Below are 14837 nucleotides of genomic sequence, written 5' to 3' on the forward strand. Positions count from 1 at the left end.
GCCATCGAAAGGCCCACCCTTGCATTCTGTGAGCTGGAACCATGCCCGTGCCCTCCTCTACCGCGACGGTCAGGCTCTGCCCCTACCCACCGAGTGGGTACCCCTGGGGCAGGCCATCGGGCGGGTTCTTGCCGAGCCGGTGCGCACGGTCTTACCGGTGCCCCACTACGATTCATCGGCCATGGACGGTTTTGCGGTGAGTGGCCCGCCGCCCTGGCAAATTCTCTGGCCAGCCCCGGCTGAACCGGGTGAGAATATCCACCGGCAGGTTAGCCCCCTCCTCCCCGGCCAAGCTAGGCCCATTCTGACTGGCGGCCTACTCCCGCCGGGGGCCGATGCAGTCCTGCGGCAGGAAGAGGCACTGGTTACCAGCCATAGGCTTAGCCCACGGTCGGGGGCTTTCTCCCCAGAGCGCCCCTACCCGGTAGCCGGGGCAGATATCCGCAGGGCCGGGGAAGAACTGCCCGCTGGCTCACAGGTAGCACAGGCCGGGACTCTGCTCAGTGCCCGCCATATCGGCGCCCTTGGCGTGCTGGGTCTTGATTGGCTGACTCTGTATCAGCAACCCCGCATAGCTATCGCCTATACCGGGAACGAGGTCATTACCAGTGGACTGCCCCAGCCCGGTCAGGTTCGGGACGCCTTTTCCCTGCAATTCCCGCAGATTCTTGCAGACTTTGGTGCTCGCTGTGTCAGCACCACCCGTCTGGTAGATACCCAGGAGGACTTCTTTACCTGGCTCACCACCGCCGAGGCCGACCTGCTCCTGCTGACCGGTGGCTCGTCCACTTCCAGCGCCGACTGGCTGCGCCGTACCCTGGCAGAAATGGGCGCTAACTATCTCTTCGAGTCAGTCTCTGTGCGCCCGGGCCACCCCGCTCTGGCCGCCAGGCTCCCCCACACCGCCAACCCAGCAGCGCCCCTGGTTCTGGGCTTACCGGGCAACCCGCTTGCGGCTCACACCGCCCTCTACTCTTATTTGCCTGCCTGGGTGGCAGGTTGCTACGGGCAAGATCTTCAGGAACTGCCCCTAGGCACCCTGGCAGACGCTATCCCCGGCTATCGGAAAGCAGAACTCCGGTTGCTCCCGGTTACCCTCGATACACGGGCCAATGGCCATGTGCTTACCCCGCTTGCCAAAACCCGCTCCCACATGCTCACCAGCTTTGCCTATGCGCAGGCTCTTGCCCTGATCCCTGCCCAGGGGGCTGAGGCAGGTTACCAGGTGCCTTATCTTCCACTTGTCTCTGCGCACTAAGCTGACTTATGAACCTTGGGGCTTAGCCTGTGCTTTTTCCAGCTGGCTGATGGGGGCAGGGTGGAGCATGCCCAGGGTAGGTTTACCGCTTTTGAATTTGAAGAGTTCTACAAAACCGTGGCGGGAGTATAGAGCGGCATTTCTGTAGGTTGAAGCTTCCAGGTAGGCCGGGTACTCACCCAGCTTTTCCCGGCGAAAATCAAGCAGTAGTCCCCCTACCCCCTGGTTGCGGGCTGTCTCGTGGACGCCGATAGTGTAGAGGTACCAGTGATCAAATTTGGGGCGGGCGGCCAGGAGCCTAAGTTCGGTCATGGTTGCTCGCAGTAAATTGCGCCCCAGCACCTTGTAATAGTCCGGCAGGGCCATAATATCGGCCAGCAGGTTACCTTTCTGTCCCTGGGGTGAGAGCCACAAGGCCGCCCCCACGATTTTTCCCTCCCGGTCGGTGGCAACGTCGATCAGCCCCTTAGGGCCGTAGGTGGTTCGGATCTGGAAGTCGAAGAGAGCTGCCACCAGATCTGCTCGGCCTTTGCCGCCTACTGCCTCACTCATCACCGGGTCATCTTTGAAGGCGTTGGTGAGAGTTTGGGTTACTGCTGGGTAGTCCGCTTCGGTAGCTTGACGGACGGAATATGCTGGGGTGTTCATGGCGCTAAACTCCTGAATGTATCTGTTTTTCTTCCCTTACTTTACAGCCCGGTCGGGATCTTCAATGAAAAGATGGGGTGTTAAGAAAAGGGAGTTTTCCTTGGCCGAGGTCCTTATAAGTTAGGGTTTTGTACCCGGTGACGCTAGCCCTCAACAGGTTCCTGGGTTCTCTATTCTCAGGGGCACAGAGCTAGCTGAACTATAAGAGCTGCATGATCAGAACCTCCAATAACCCGACTTTGCACAGAGAGAGCGCGGGCGGGGTCAGGCTGGTTTATTAAAACATGGTCGATAGGAGCCCTTAGCCCAAACCGGTTCAAGATCCCATTAACAGGCCAGGTACCTTCAACCGCGTCGGCGGATAGAGCCGCGTCTTTACCCGTCAATGATCCAAGCCCCGCGTAGCTGGCCAAGGAACCGTGTAGCAAAGTGGCGTTAAAGTCGCCGGCTATAAGGTCCACCTGACCTGCGCTAGCTACTGCTTCGATAGTCTCCAAATCTTCTTGCCACCTGCTCATATAGGTTGGTATGGGTGGCGCAGTGTGAACCGCCAGAAGTGATGGCCCAGCACCTTCAAGAGGTTTCAGTAAAAGCGCTCCAAAGGTCATAGGGATGTCACTAGCACTGTAACGGCCCAAAGGATCTTTAACGAGCACCAGTGTGGGCGCAACAAATTCCGCAGTGCTTGAGGAGTTGAAAAGCTGGTAGCCTTCTACCCCACCGGCAAGAGCTGGGGTCTGTGGTGAGACCTCCGGAAGTACAAGAAAATCGGGGTTTTGCGCCAAGAGTTCCGCGAGATCTTGCTCTGTGAGTGTGTCCAGGGCGTTATAGGTAATGACAGTGTATTTGGTGGTATCTGTGCAGGCTATCGCGGATCTCCCCCTGATCTGGTAGCGCTTGGCCCCGTAAGGGTCCATAAAAGCGGTTATGCTGGCAAGTCCCATCACCAGGGCGGTCCCGCCAGCAAGCACCCTGGTCAGCCGCGAGACTTTCTTGCGGGAAAGTGTAAACAGCGCAAACAGTGCCAGCCCACTACTTACCCAGGCCAGGAAAGCGGGGAAAGCTATGGCTTGAGCTAGCGGCAGCTGTACACTCAGCCAGGAGATAAGAGGAGTTCCTGGCAAAAACAGGATAGACACCCAAAGTAAGCCGGCTAGCAGTAGTAATCCCCAGAATAGCTGTGCGACGTATTTACCCATGCCCTCAGTATAGGGACTGGGCTTTAAAAGCCGCAGGGGCGGCTCCCACTTTCGTGGGTGCCGCCCCTGCGCCAAAGATTAAGAATCTGAGAAAGATTACTTGAGGGTGACGGTTGCGCCAGCGCCTTCGAGAGCTTCCTTAGCCTTCTCTGCGTCTTCCTTGGAAACACCTTCGAGAACGGGCTTGGGAGCGCCGTCAACCAGGTCCTTAGCTTCCTTCAGACCCAGTGAAGTCAGGGCACGAACTTCCTTAATAACGCCGATCTTCTTGTCGCCAGCAGCTTCAAGGATAACGTCGAATTCGGTCTGCTCTTCAGCAGCAGCATCGTCGCCACCGGCAGCACCGGCAACAGCTACGGGAGCAGCAGCAGTAACGTCGAATTCTTCTTCGAATGCCTTAACGAATTCGGAAACCTCAACGAGGGAGAGTTCCTTGAATGCTTCAATGAGTTCTTCGATTGAAAGCTTAGCCATGAGTTTGGCTCCTTCTGTAATCTCTTGCAGGCTCTTGTTGGCCTGCGAGCTGAAAATTTTTTGCGGGTGACCCGGTGGGTCAAAAGTCTCTTGTTTAGCTACAGCAGAAGCGATTACTCAGCTTCGGGTGCTGCGCCTTCCTGCTCTTCGAGCTTGATACGCAGAGCGTCAACGGTGCGAGCAACCTTTGCGATTGCGCCCTTTGCGCCACCTGCGACCTTGGCAAGAAGTACCTCGCGTGATTCGAGGTTTGCAAACTTGTTGATACCAGCTTCGTCGAGAGCTTCGCCCTCGAAGTAACCGCTCTTAACGATCAGCTGGGGGTTAGCCTTGGCAAAGTCACGCAGACCCTTCGCAGCATCAATGAAGTCGCCCTTGATGAATGCGATTGCGCTCGGGCCGTGGAGCTGACCATCGAATGCATCGATACCAGCTTCCTTAGCCGCGATAGCGGTCAGAGTGTTCTTTACCACGGCGTACTCGGTCTCAGCACCCAGTGCACGACGAAGGTTCTTCATCTGTGCAACGGTGAGACCACGGTACTCGGTGAGAATTACGCCGTTCGAGGTTTCAAGGAGTTCCTTGATCTCGGAAACAGCAGCAATCTTATCCTGTGTTGCCATGGTGTTCCTTCCAGTTCTTAATCCCGCCAGGCCAATAAAAAATGCCTCGATGCGCAGGCAACGAGGCATAATACTTTCCAGCAATTTCTGGTCAGTATTTCTGTTTCGGCACCTACGCAGGTGGCTTATCAGCCCTTACCGTACCCTGTTCAGGCACAGACCGGCGGTCTTTGGTTACTCCATCTAACCACGGCCGGCTACTTTAAAGCAAGCCGTGCGCTAGGTTAAGCGGGCTTAATCACTTAAAAGTAGTGCAGGTTCTCTGCATCAACTGCCCAGTACATTGTTTTTCCCAGCTCTACCCAGGGCAGGCCGGGCAGAACAGCGGTGATAACCATACCTGCGGGCAGGCACAGAAGCCCTTGTGCTGTGCTCAGCTCAGTATCTCTGGCTATCAAGGCCTCCACCCGGGTTCCTGAGGTGTAGGCCCAGGTACTCCGAGGTATGACCGGCAGGGCACCCTGCCCTGCCTCATACCTAAGTGAAAATCCGTGGGCGGAAATGCCGACCGTCATAGTCTGCCCCTCCAGTTCAGCAGGTAGCTCGTTATAGAGCGGGTTGAGCAGGCGGGCTACTTGCAGGTTTGCGGGCTTCTGTAGCAGCTGGCGGGCAGGCCCCGTCTGCACCAGTTGTCCTTGCTCTATAACAGCAATTTCCTGGCCCATCTGGAGGGCTTCATCGGGTGTGTGGGTCACATAAAGGCCGGTAAAGCCTAGCTGGTGGTGCAGAGTGAGAATATCAGCCCGGATAGCTTGGGCTAGGTGGGGATCCACGTTAGAAAGAGGCTCATCAAAAAGCACCAGGGGGGTTTTGCGCACCAGGGCGCGGGCTATTCCGGCCCGCTGGGCTTGGCCGCCAGAAAGCTGGCTCGGCTTCTTATGCAGGTACTCCCCCAGCCCCAGGGTGCCGATCAGGGAGGTAAAGTGCTCGCGGTCTAGGGCGGGGGCCTTAGCTAGCCGGTAGGCAAAAAGGATGTTGTCTTGGACGTTAAGGTGGGGGTAGAGCACTGGCTCTTGGAAGATAAAGCCTACCTGTCCGTTACTGATAGGTTCACCGGCGTAGCTGACGGTACCGGTGTCGGCTTGTTCAAGCCCGGCAATGATGCGCAGCAGGGTTGACTTGCCGCTACCGGAAGCCCCCATGAGTGCGGTGACTTGCCTCATTGGTATGGTCAGGCTGAGGTTGTTGAGAACAGCCTCCGAGCCGAAGCTCTTGGTGAGGGCATCTATACGCAGGGAGACTGGGGTCATGCTCTTAAGTCTAAAAGAAAGGCAGGCCCCGCACACCGCGGAGCCTGCCATTCTTTCAGGGTTTGAGCACCCTGGTACCGAAACCTACTTAGGCTACGGTTGCGGGGTCTACGGGTACACCGGGGCCGAAGGTGGTGGCGATGGTGACCTTAGAAATGTAACGGCCCTTTGAGGATGAGGGCTTGAGGCGGTTGACCTCTTCCAGAGCTGCTTCGAAGTTCTCGGTCAGCTGCTGCTCGGTGAAGGAAGCCTTACCGATCATGAAGTGCAGGTTGGAGTTGCGGTCAACACGGAAGTCAATCTTACCGCCCTTGATGTCTGCAACTGCCTTAGCAACGTCCATGGTGACGGTACCGGTCTTGGGGTTGGGCATGAGGTTACGGGGGCCCAGAACCTTACCCAGACGACCAACCTTGCCCATCATGTCGGGGGTTGCAACTGCTGCGTCGAAGTCGACCCAGCCACCGGCGATCTTTGCGATCAGTTCGTCTGAACCAACGTAGTCAGCGCCTGCTGCTTCTGCTGCTTCTGCCTTCTCGCCTGCGGCGATAACGACAACGCGGGCAGTCTTACCGGTGCCGTTGGGCAGGTTGACGGTACCGCGTACCATCTGGTCTGCCTTACGGGGATCAACGCCGAGACGCAGAGCGACCTCAACGGTTGAGTGGGGCTTGTCTGCCGCGATTTCCTTTGCTACTGCAATAGCCTCGGCGGGTGCGTAGAGCTTGTCCGCTTCGATCTTGGCTACAGCTGCCTGGTACGCTTTGCTGCGCTTTGCCATCTGCTTTTCTCCTTTGCAGGTGTGGTCTCTTATGAGCCGCGCTCGGCTCTGCCACATGCCAACCGGCTATCTGCCGGTGGGCTCTTACATATATGTCTTGGTGAGGTTTTGAGGCCTCGGTATCTAGCCTGAGCTAGGGGGAAGGGTTTTAGCCTTCGACGGTGATACCCATGGAACGGGCAGTGCCGGCAATGATCTTTGCGGCAGCATCAATGTCGTTAGCGTTGAGGTCTTCCATCTTGGTCTGGGCGATTTCCTTGACCTGATCCATGGTCAGTGAGCCGACCTTCTGGGTGTGGGGAACGCCTGAACCCTTAGCAACGCCTGCAGCTTTCTTGATCAGCTGGGCCGCCGGAGGGGTCTTGGTGATGAAGGTGAAGGAGCGGTCCTCGTAGACGGTAATTTCTACGGGGATGATGTTACCGCGCTGAGATTCGGTTGCGGCATTGTAAGCCTTGCAGAATTCCATGATGTTGACACCCTGCGCACCGAGCGCGGGGCCAACGGGGGGAGCCGGGTTAGCGGCGCCTGCCTGGATCTGCAGCTTAATGATGCCTGAGACCTTCTTCTTGGGAGCCATTGATATTTGGTCCTTTTCTTAGCTGGTGGACCGGTACACAGGAGTATGTACCGGGCGGTGGCGGGCCATGGCGACGGCCCAACCGTGCAGTGTGCGCCAAGCGTGCGCGCACACATACAGTCCTCTATCTTAGTCCTTTAAGACTTTTTAAGCCATTGCCCCGGGGAGCCTGCGGGCTGGGGTCTTGCTCACAGGCGGGTCAGTGATTCAATGGGGTCAATCCGGGCGGCTTTGCGCGCCGGGTAGATTCCGGCCAAGACACCTAGCGCTAGGCCAACACCGGCTCCCATTCCTATCACTGCGGGGCTGATAATGGGTGTCCAGGAATTAAGGAGGCTGAGGATGGCAATGGCGTTGATGGAGAAGAGCACACCGGCAAAGGATCCCAGCAGGCTGGTAATGATGGTTTCTATGGCTAGTTGCAGGGTAATACCTGCCGGTTTAGTGCCAATGGCTAGACGCAAACCTATTTCTTGGCGGCGCTCCATAACCCCTACCAGGAAGGTGTTCATGGTACCCACTGCGCCGATGACCAGGGTAATCAGCGACATGGCAATCAGCAGAGTTTTCTGCTGCTCGTCCACGGCGTTTTTCAGGGTTTCGGGTGCAGGCGGGATACTAGCGCTGTAGGCAGGGCAGCCCAAAAAGGCAACAAAAAACCGCCCGGCCTGAGCCTTAGAGCTCAAACCGGGCGGTACATGTTTTATACCCTCTAGGGGTTACATCTTAGTGACCTGTGAGAAGTTCAGGGTCACAGGGGTCTCACGTTCGAAGACAGAAATCAGTACCACCATCTGAGAAGCCGCAGCGTTAATCTCGGAGATAGTAGCGGGCATACCCTCAAAGGGGCCGTCCTTAACGGTGACAGCCTCGCCCACCTCGTAGCCGGTCTCCACAGCGGGAGCGGGCTTGGGCAGTTCGCCTGCTTCGGCCTGCTCAGCTTCAAAGACGGGAGCCAGCATATCTACAACCTCATCCAGGCGCAGGGGCACAGGGTTATAGGCGTCCTGTCCAACGAAGCCTGTAACACCGGGGGTGTGGCGTACTACACCCCAGGTTTCATCGGTCAGGTTCATACGCACCAGGGCGTAGCCGGGAACACGAACACGGCGCACCAGTTTCTTGGCGGTGTTCTTGACCTCCATGACCTCTTCCATGGGGACCTGAACCTCAAAAATGTCATCTTCGGCGTTCAGAGTCTGCACTCGAGATTCCAGATTGGTCTTAACCTTGTTCTCGTAGCCAGCGTAGGTGTGAACAACGAACCATTCACCCTCCTGGCGGCGGAGCTTAGCCTTAAACTCTTCCAGCGGATCTACAGCAGGTTCAGTGACTTCCTCGGCGGAGGTAGCTTCTTCTACCTCTACAGTTTCAGTCTCTGCCAGATCCTGGTCGGTTGCCTGCTCTGCAGGTTCTACAACCTCTTCGGCTTCAGTGTGCATTTCCTGCTCGGACACGCTTTCCTGCTTTCGTCGTTGGAGTTCTATGAGGAGCGCCGTGCGCCCTACATACAAAAGATTTTATGGGGTGGGGCGGGCTTAGAGCCCGGCTCTACTACAGTTAGCTGATGCCATTGCCGAAAAGCCAGAAGGCGCCCTGCCCGAAGAGGTAGTCCAACCCAGAGATGAGCAGGAGCATAAAAACAACGAAGGCAAGAACAACAATCACATACTGCACCAGTTCTTTACCGGTGGGTGTAGTAACTTTTTTGAGCTCTGCGAATACTTGGCGCAAAAACTGGAAAATACGACCGAAAAAGCCCAGCTTCTGGTGGGCGCCTGGTTCATTAGAATCGGCGGTCCTAGCGGCGATTGATTTAGCCATGTGAGGCCCGCCCCTTTCTAGACTCATCATGAACCGTTCGGTTCGATTGACAAAAAACCTGTGAGGCAAAAGCAGGGCGGACAGGACTCGAACCTGCAACCTGCGGTTTTGGAGACCGCTGCTCTACCAATTGAGCCACCGCCCTTTGAAGGTTACCCCTTCAAGGATGACCCAGGCGCACGGGCATAGGTCAATAGTTGTTCGGTTGCGAACAACGGTACCTACTTTAGAACATAATTTTCTCTTTGGCAATTTGAGGACAGCCCTCCCCAGCCCCACAGCCAACCACCTATGCTTAAGGGTGTAGGCCTCAGCATAGTTTTTGTTGCACCTACAGGCATCAACCACCCAACGGTCCTAAGTCACTAGGACAGAAGCGAGAACCCTCCCATGTCTCAGCGCGTATCCCGCCGCATTGGCGCTATCGCCCCCTCGGCCACCCTCGTTGTCGACGCGAAAGCCAAGGCACTCAAGGCCCAAGGACGCCCGGTGATTGGCTTTGGCGCCGGTGAGCCTGACTTCCCCACGCCCGACTACATTGTCGAAGCCGCCCGCAAGGCTCTGGATGACCCTAAGAACTTCCGTTACACCCAGGCAGCAGGCCTCCCGGAACTCAAGCAGGCTATTGCAGATAAAACTAAGCGGGATTCCGGCATTGAGGTTGACCCCTCACAGATTATTGTGACCAACGGCGGCAAGCAGGCCGTCTACCAGGCTTTCGCCACCGTCATCGACCAAGGCGATGACGTTCTCTTGCCCGCCCCCTACTGGACCACCTACCCCGAGGCAATTCGCCTGGCTGGCGGTAACCCCGTCGAGGTCTTCGCGGGTGCCGACCTTGACTACAAGGTCACCCCCGATATGCTCGAGGCCGCCTACACCCCAGCTACTAAGGCCCTCATTTTTGTCTCGCCCTCCAACCCCACCGGCGCGGTCTATTCCCCCGAAGAAACCAAAGCCATTGGTCAATGGGCACTGGCTAAGGGCATTATGGTGCTGACCGATGAAATCTATGAGCATCTCACCTACGACGGTGTCCCCTTTACCTCCATTCTTAAAGCTGTGCCCGAGCTGGCTGAGAACACTGTTATTCTCAATGGTGTTGCCAAGACCTACGCTATGACCGGCTGGCGTGTGGGCTGGATGATCGCTCCGGCTGATATCACCAAGGCCGCTACTAACCTACAGTCCCATATGACCTCCAACGTCAACAACGTAGCTCAGCTTGCAGCACTTGAAGCGGTCTCCGGCCCACTCGATGCTGTCCATACCATGCACCAGGCTTTTGATCGTCGCCGCAAGACCATTGTTGAGGGCCTGAACGCCATCGAGGGTGTTCGTTGCCCCACCCCCAAGGGCGCTTTCTACGCCTACGCCGATGTCACCGGCCTGCTCGGTAAGACCATTGCGGGCAAGACCCCGCAGACCTCGGCCCAATTAGCCGAAATTATCCTGGAAGAAGCCGAAGTAGCGGTAGTGCCGGGTGAAGCATTTGGCCCCTCAGGCTACCTGCGCCTGTCGTACGCGCTAGGCGACGATGATTTGGCAGAGGGCCTGGCCCGTATGCAGAAGCTACTCGCTACAGCCCAGTAGAAAACTCTCAGTCGGCGGGTGTACCCTGCGCAAGCTCACCTCTGGTAGCTTTATGTCTTTCATATGCGGTTGACATCAGCTAGCTCTTGAGTCAGTTTGCTTTGGGTACACCTGCCACTTCTTTTACCGGCCTCCCACCCACAATAAAATCGTTTTTGACCCTAACGTAGAGGCTGAAAACATATAACCCAAGCTATCCCACAGCTACCCACTCAACCCCAAATTTACTAGAATAGAAAACAACAAAGACCAACATGTCGGTTGCTCTCCGGGAGAAAACCGCCTAAGGTCCCACCACCACCGTTCCCCACCAGGAATATTTAGGAGACTCTCCATGAAGATCGGTCTGCTCACCTCCGGCGGCGACTGCCCCGGCCTGAACGCTGTCATTCGCGGCGCCGTCCTCAACGGCATCAAAACCTACGGCGACGAATTCGTCGGCTTCCGCGATGGCTGGCGCGGCGTTGTGGAGGGCGACTACATGGATCTGCCCCGCACTAAGGTCCGCGGTCTGGCCCGCCAGGGTGGCACCATTCTGGGCACCTCCCGCACCAACCCCTTCGACGGACCCAAGGGCGGCCCCGAAAACATCGAAATCATGATGGAGCGCAACGGCATTGATGCCATTGTTGCTATCGGCGGCGAAGGTACCCTAGCAGGCGCAAAGCGCCTAGCCGATGCCGGCCTGCCCGTAGTTGGCGTCCCCAAGACAATCGATAACGACCTCCAGGCAACCGACTACACCTTCGGTTTCGATACCGCTGTTTCCATTGCAACCGACGCGCTGGACCGCCTGCGCACCACCGGCGAGTCCCACCACCGTGCCATGGTCGCAGAGGTTATGGGCCGCCACGTTGGTTGGATCGCCCTGCACTCCGGCATGTCCGGTGGCGCCCACGCCATCCTGATTCCCGAAGTCAAGGTATCCATGGAAGAGGTAGCAGGCTGGGTCAAGGAAGTTCACGACCGCGGTCGCTCACCCCTGATCGTTGTAGCTGAAGGCTTCATCCCCGAGGGCTTTGACGATGTACTGGCCGGCAAGGGCCAGGAAAAGGACGGCCGCCCCCGTCTGGGTGGCATCGGTGAGTGGGTTACCCAGGAAATCGAACGTCTGACCGGCATTGAGACCCGCAACACCATCCTGGGTCACATTCAGCGTGGCGGTGCGCCTACCGGCTTTGACCGCGTTCTCTCAACTCGCCTAGGCATTCAGGTTGTGGATATGATTCACGATAAGGAGTGGGGCAAGATGGTTGCCATGCAGGGTACCGAAATCAGGCGCGTAGACTTTGCCGAGGCTCTGGACGGCCTCAAGAAAGTTCCTGCTGACCGCTACCAGGAAGCCAAAGTACTTTTCGGTCGCTAAACAGGCGGGCGACAAGCTGTATAGAGAGGGCGCTACCCTTGGTTCTGAAATTTTTAAGAATCAAAGGTCGGTTGATGTAGCTGGTGACGGTAGCCAGGCCCCCCGGATTGCTACCGCAGTCCCCATCACTAGTCCCCATCACTTTTGCAGACTAGGGTATCGAGGCCTCAGCTAGCGCTTGGTCTGCCTTGAAGATGACGGCTTCAACCAGGTAGAGCTCCTAGCCACCAAGGCTTACTCAAGGCTCACATACAGATTTAGGCCCCGGATAGCTTGCACAGCAAGCTATCCGGGGCCTTTAGACTGCCTGGGTTTTTCCCTAACTCAGGAACTGGCCTTTGGTACGCCGCCCCACCACCTGGCCGGCGTCGGGAGCAACAATCAGAGTCTGCGAGCAGGCGTACTCAGTAGCCGGTGCAGGGTTGCCCTGCGCATCAAAGTCGCCGCCGTCAATAGCTCGTAGCTCAGCATCGGGAGCCACCGACCTTTTCAGAAGGGCTAAGGCAATAGGCCCAGCTTCATGGTGCAGGGCAACAGAGGTAATGACACCCACCTGCTTGGCCCCGTTCATCACGGGGGTCCCTACCGCGGGGAGAGTATGTTCAGAGCCATCAAGATCCAGGAAAGTCAGGCGACGGGGCGGATGCCCTAGGTTGTGCACGCGCGCCACTGTTTCTTGGCCCTTGTAGCAGCCTTTCTCCAGGTGGACTGCTGTACGCATGAGGTCAAGTTCGTGAGGAATTGTTTTCTCATCAGAATCCACCCCCACCCGGGGACGCCAGGCCTCAATGCGCAGGGCATCGGCGGCCCAGGAGCCCGCTAGCTGGCAACCGTCAACGGCATCGAGTAGGCGGTGAGCAGGAATGATAGTCAGGTACCGGTGGTAGTCAGCTCCGGGGTGTTGGTTCTCTTCAACCGCGCTGTAACTGTAACCGCCAGCAGCAACACCTGCTGCCCAGGGGTCCTGCCAGATGACTCCAGCAGCCAGTGCCGGGGAGGCATCCTTACAGGTGCGAGGGTCCACCGTCGAGCCAAGAACAGCGTAGCTCTCGGTTAGGTCGGTGACTTCCACCTCTAACATGAACTTCATGCGCTTGAGGTAGTCCGCCAGCGGGGCGGCCTGAGCGCCTTCGGTTATCAGCCAGACCCTACCCCCCTGCTCCACTGCATAAGCGGAAAACTCAATGCGCCCCTGCGGGGTCAGCAAGAGAAGCTCAGTGCTAGACCCCTCCCCCAGGCCAGTAAGCACCTGGGTCGAGAGTGTCGTCAGCCAGCTCAAACGGTCAGGACCAGCCACCGTCACAATACCCAGGTGGGAGTAGTCCACTAGGGCCAGCTTGCTTCGGCGGGCAAGCGCCCGCTGCTCGGCAATCGGGTTACCGTAGTGGGCGGCGACACCGGCATCGGCTCCCGATGCAGCAAAGGCACCGGGACGGCGAAGCAGGGGGCTACTGTAGCCGCTGGGGCTAGTCAAGGTTCTCTCCACCGAACATGGTGGTGCCCAGGTCGTCACCGGTCATAGAAGAAGTCTTGCGCAACTCTGCTGATGCGTGCTTTTCTAGCTTGCCGGTGACGGGGTGAGCGGTTTCCCAGTCCCACATGAGGTTGCCGTTTACCAGGCCCCAGAGCCGGACAGAACCTGCGTATTCTTTGGAAATGTCATCTTTGAGCATGTTGCCGGTCTGCATACGCACCACCGGGCCTTTAATCATGCCCACATAGTTTTCAGTCAGCCCGCCGGGGTGAGCAATGGTGGCAAGCAGGTTAAAGCCGCCGTCTTCATTACGCAGGGCTTCTACCGATTCGGCGTCCTGGTGTACTGGGACCACTGCTGCCGGGACCAGCCCGGGGCCAAGATCACCGTCTACCTGGGGTCGGTCAATCTGCCAGAAGCCGGTTTCAAGGGTGATGGTGCGGAGCTTCTTGCCTGCATCATCAAGCAGGAAGCTCTCAGCCCTGTACTCGATAAAGGGCAGGCCCTCCTGGGCGAAGGTAATAATTTGCCCGAAGGGGGTCTGTTCAGATCCTTCGTACCAGAGGGAGCCGGTACCTTCCCAGGTACCAAGCAACCAGGAGAAGGGGACGAGCTCGGGGGTAAGGTTGGTGGGAATTTCAATAGCCATACCCCTTAGTCTAGTAGCTGCTTGACTCCGTGAGCTGGGCTTAGCGGTCAGCGTAGGTCGGGCAGAGAAAAGGCCCCCGCGCTTCGGTGCGCGAGGGCCTGATGGTTTCTACTGAAAGCTGTTTACTTCTGCCCGCGGAAAAGACCGGTGAGCACAAAGCCGATGCAGGTGAAAATAGCCAGACCTGCCAGCCCCAGCAGGACGAGGAAGAAAATTTCTAATGCAAGAATACTCATGTGGCTAGCCTATCACGCGCGTGAGGAAAGTCGCACATACATACCCAATAACTCCGATGAAAGCTACCGGCGTGACACCCAATGTCACTGCCCCGCGGCGAGGTCCTTCTTTGGGGCCTGCCGAGATGACCCGGATCCCGATGATGCCCAGCAGGATACCTACGCCCACACCAATCATGACAACCGGCTGAGCGGTTTCGGCGTGCTTGGCTAGAATAGCCAACCCCACCCATCCGGCAACAGAAACAGAGGCCAGTACCCCTGAAACACAGCTAATCACCGACTCCAGCTTGCCCTGTGCACCCTCACCGCGGGCAAGCTCAGTCATAAAGCTGGAGACAATACCAACAGCAGCAATAGCTGGTAAGAAGGTAAGCGGGGACTCCCCGGGGTTAATCCAGGCATAAAGAACCGAAGCTAGCCCGGATAAGACAATAATGACCGAATGTGACGTTACGCGGTGGCGCCCACGGAGTTCAGCAATACCGGTGGCAGCAGGCCAGCCGCCAGCGATGAGAAGTACAGCACCCAGACCGGCTGCTGCCGCAACTGTTGGCGAGATAATGGCAGAAACCACCAGCGCGAGAAGGGCAAGCACCCCTGAGAGAGCAACCAGGGTATAGCGGGAGCGCCGGGTAGCACCGATTCGCCCTAAGGGCCCTTGGTAAACAGTTTTCTGCTGAGCTCGGCGGAACCTACTGAGCTCAGGAACAAAGGTTCGTATTGCTCGTGTGGAGTTCTCTTTGGTGGTCACAGTAGCCTTCGGGGTGCGGTAAGTGATGGGCCGGGTTCATAATCCCGGCTTTATCTTTATATCTTCCCGTATTACGAGCCTTTTTATCAACGTCCGGGTACCGCGTTTTATACTGGTCAAGAGTTGCT

General features: G+C 57.3%; 16 protein-coding genes and 1 tRNA gene. 3 read left to right on the top strand and 14 right to left on the bottom strand.

Translation table 11 applies throughout. The features are described from left to right. Positions 1-28 precede the first annotated feature (28 nt). On the top strand, positions 29-1258 hold the full coding sequence (locus tag ACN085_RS04915; RefSeq protein WP_419110792.1) for a molybdopterin molybdotransferase MoeA: 1230 nt from the start codon (positions 29-31) through the stop codon (positions 1256-1258). Positions 1259-1264: 6 nt separating this feature from the next. On the opposite strand, the gene ACN085_RS04920 is transcribed toward ACN085_RS04915, so the two are convergent. From ACN085_RS04920 to ACN085_RS04970, 11 genes are all read right to left on the bottom strand, one after another. Then, positions 1265-1906 (bottom strand): GNAT family N-acetyltransferase, encoded by a 642-nt coding sequence (locus tag ACN085_RS04920; protein ID WP_419104843.1) that lies wholly within the window; start codon positions 1904-1906, stop codon positions 1265-1267. A gap of 176 nt (positions 1907-2082) precedes the next feature. Further along, positions 2083-3030: an endonuclease/exonuclease/phosphatase family protein gene (locus ACN085_RS04925; protein WP_419110793.1), complete on the bottom strand. Its 948-nt coding sequence runs from the start codon at positions 3028-3030 to the stop codon at positions 2083-2085. Between the two features lie 171 nt (positions 3031-3201). Beyond that, positions 3202-3579 (bottom strand): 50S ribosomal protein L7/L12, encoded by a 378-nt coding sequence (gene rplL, locus ACN085_RS04930; protein ID WP_419110794.1) that lies wholly within the window; start codon positions 3577-3579, stop codon positions 3202-3204. Positions 3580-3692: 113 nt separating this feature from the next. After that, positions 3693-4202: a 50S ribosomal protein L10 gene (gene rplJ, locus ACN085_RS04935; protein ID WP_419099262.1), complete on the bottom strand. Its 510-nt coding sequence runs from the start codon at positions 4200-4202 to the stop codon at positions 3693-3695. 242 nt (positions 4203-4444) lie between these two features. Then, complete coding sequence (locus ACN085_RS04940; protein ID WP_419110795.1) at positions 4445-5452, bottom strand: ABC transporter ATP-binding protein; 1008 nt, start codon at positions 5450-5452, stop codon at positions 4445-4447. Positions 5453-5540: 88 nt separating this feature from the next. Continuing rightward, positions 5541-6233, bottom strand: a complete 693-nt coding sequence (rplA, locus tag ACN085_RS04945; protein WP_419110796.1) for a 50S ribosomal protein L1 — start codon at positions 6231-6233, stop codon at positions 5541-5543. A gap of 148 nt (positions 6234-6381) precedes the next feature. Beyond that, positions 6382-6813, bottom strand: a complete 432-nt coding sequence (gene rplK / locus ACN085_RS04950) for a 50S ribosomal protein L11 (RefSeq protein WP_419099258.1) — start codon at positions 6811-6813, stop codon at positions 6382-6384. A 188-nt stretch (positions 6814-7001) separates the two neighbouring features. Beyond that, positions 7002-7499 (bottom strand): ABC transporter permease, encoded by a 498-nt coding sequence (locus ACN085_RS04955; RefSeq protein WP_419104838.1) that lies wholly within the window; start codon positions 7497-7499, stop codon positions 7002-7004. A gap of 33 nt (positions 7500-7532) precedes the next feature. Then, positions 7533-8270: a transcription termination/antitermination protein NusG gene (gene nusG / locus ACN085_RS04960; protein ID WP_419099256.1), complete on the bottom strand. Its 738-nt coding sequence runs from the start codon at positions 8268-8270 to the stop codon at positions 7533-7535. Between the two features lie 103 nt (positions 8271-8373). Beyond that, positions 8374-8637, bottom strand: a complete 264-nt coding sequence (secE, locus tag ACN085_RS04965) for a preprotein translocase subunit SecE (RefSeq protein WP_419099255.1) — start codon at positions 8635-8637, stop codon at positions 8374-8376. Between the two features lie 72 nt (positions 8638-8709). Further along, positions 8710-8782 (bottom strand) — tRNA-Trp (locus ACN085_RS04970). Between the two features lie 245 nt (positions 8783-9027). Between ACN085_RS04970 and ACN085_RS04975 the strand changes: the two genes are divergently transcribed. Continuing rightward, positions 9028-10230, top strand: coding sequence for a pyridoxal phosphate-dependent aminotransferase (locus ACN085_RS04975; RefSeq protein WP_419099254.1), 1203 nt, complete (start codon positions 9028-9030; stop codon positions 10228-10230). Positions 10231-10564: 334 nt separating this feature from the next. Continuing rightward, positions 10565-11596 (top strand): 6-phosphofructokinase, encoded by a 1032-nt coding sequence (locus ACN085_RS04980; RefSeq protein ID WP_419099253.1) that lies wholly within the window; start codon positions 10565-10567, stop codon positions 11594-11596. 319 nt (positions 11597-11915) lie between these two features. Here the strand turns inward: ACN085_RS04980 and ACN085_RS04985 are convergent, their stop codons facing one another. The 3 genes from ACN085_RS04985 to ACN085_RS04995 form a co-directional block, all read right to left on the bottom strand. Next, positions 11916-13070, bottom strand: coding sequence for a YgfZ/GcvT domain-containing protein (locus ACN085_RS04985; RefSeq protein WP_419110797.1), 1155 nt, complete (start codon positions 13068-13070; stop codon positions 11916-11918). After that, entirely contained in the window at positions 13063-13719 is a 657-nt protein-coding gene (locus ACN085_RS04990; protein WP_419099251.1) for an FABP family protein, read from the bottom strand. Before ACN085_RS04990 ends, ACN085_RS04985 begins: the two co-directional genes overlap by 8 nt. A 240-nt stretch (positions 13720-13959) precedes the next feature. Then, positions 13960-14709, bottom strand: coding sequence for a hypothetical protein (locus tag ACN085_RS04995; protein WP_419110798.1), 750 nt, complete (start codon positions 14707-14709; stop codon positions 13960-13962). Positions 14710-14837: the final 128 nt, after the last annotated feature.

Source organism: Rothia sp. P4278 (assembly GCF_048512945.1).
Lineage (GTDB): Bacteria > Actinomycetota > Actinomycetes > Actinomycetales > Micrococcaceae > Rothia.

Bases quoted from the DNA above. Each gene is read 5' to 3' on its own strand.
- rplL (WP_419110794.1), bottom strand. From the start codon at position 3,579: ATGGCTAAGCTTTCAATCGAAGAACTCATTGAAGCATTCAAGGAACTC.
- rplJ (WP_419099262.1), bottom strand. From the start codon at position 4,202: ATGGCAACACAGGATAAGATTGCTGCTGTTTCCGAGATCAAGGAACTC.
- ACN085_RS04975 (WP_419099254.1), top strand. From the start codon at position 9,028: ATGTCTCAGCGCGTATCCCGCCGCATTGGCGCTATCGCCCCCTCGGCC.
- ACN085_RS04990 (WP_419099251.1), bottom strand. From the start codon at position 13,719: ATGGCTATTGAAATTCCCACCAACCTTACCCCCGAGCTCGTCCCCTTC.
- ACN085_RS04940 (WP_419110795.1), bottom strand. From the start codon at position 5,452: ATGACCCCAGTCTCCCTGCGTATAGATGCCCTCACCAAGAGCTTCGGC.
- rplA (WP_419110796.1), bottom strand. From the start codon at position 6,233: ATGGCAAAGCGCAGCAAAGCGTACCAGGCAGCTGTAGCCAAGATCGAA.
- ACN085_RS04980 (WP_419099253.1), top strand. From the start codon at position 10,565: ATGAAGATCGGTCTGCTCACCTCCGGCGGCGACTGCCCCGGCCTGAAC.
- secE (WP_419099255.1), bottom strand. From the start codon at position 8,637: ATGGCTAAATCAATCGCCGCTAGGACCGCCGATTCTAATGAACCAGGC.
- ACN085_RS04920 (WP_419104843.1), bottom strand. From the start codon at position 1,906: ATGAACACCCCAGCATATTCCGTCCGTCAAGCTACCGAAGCGGACTAC.
- rplK (WP_419099258.1), bottom strand. From the start codon at position 6,813: ATGGCTCCCAAGAAGAAGGTCTCAGGCATCATTAAGCTGCAGATCCAG.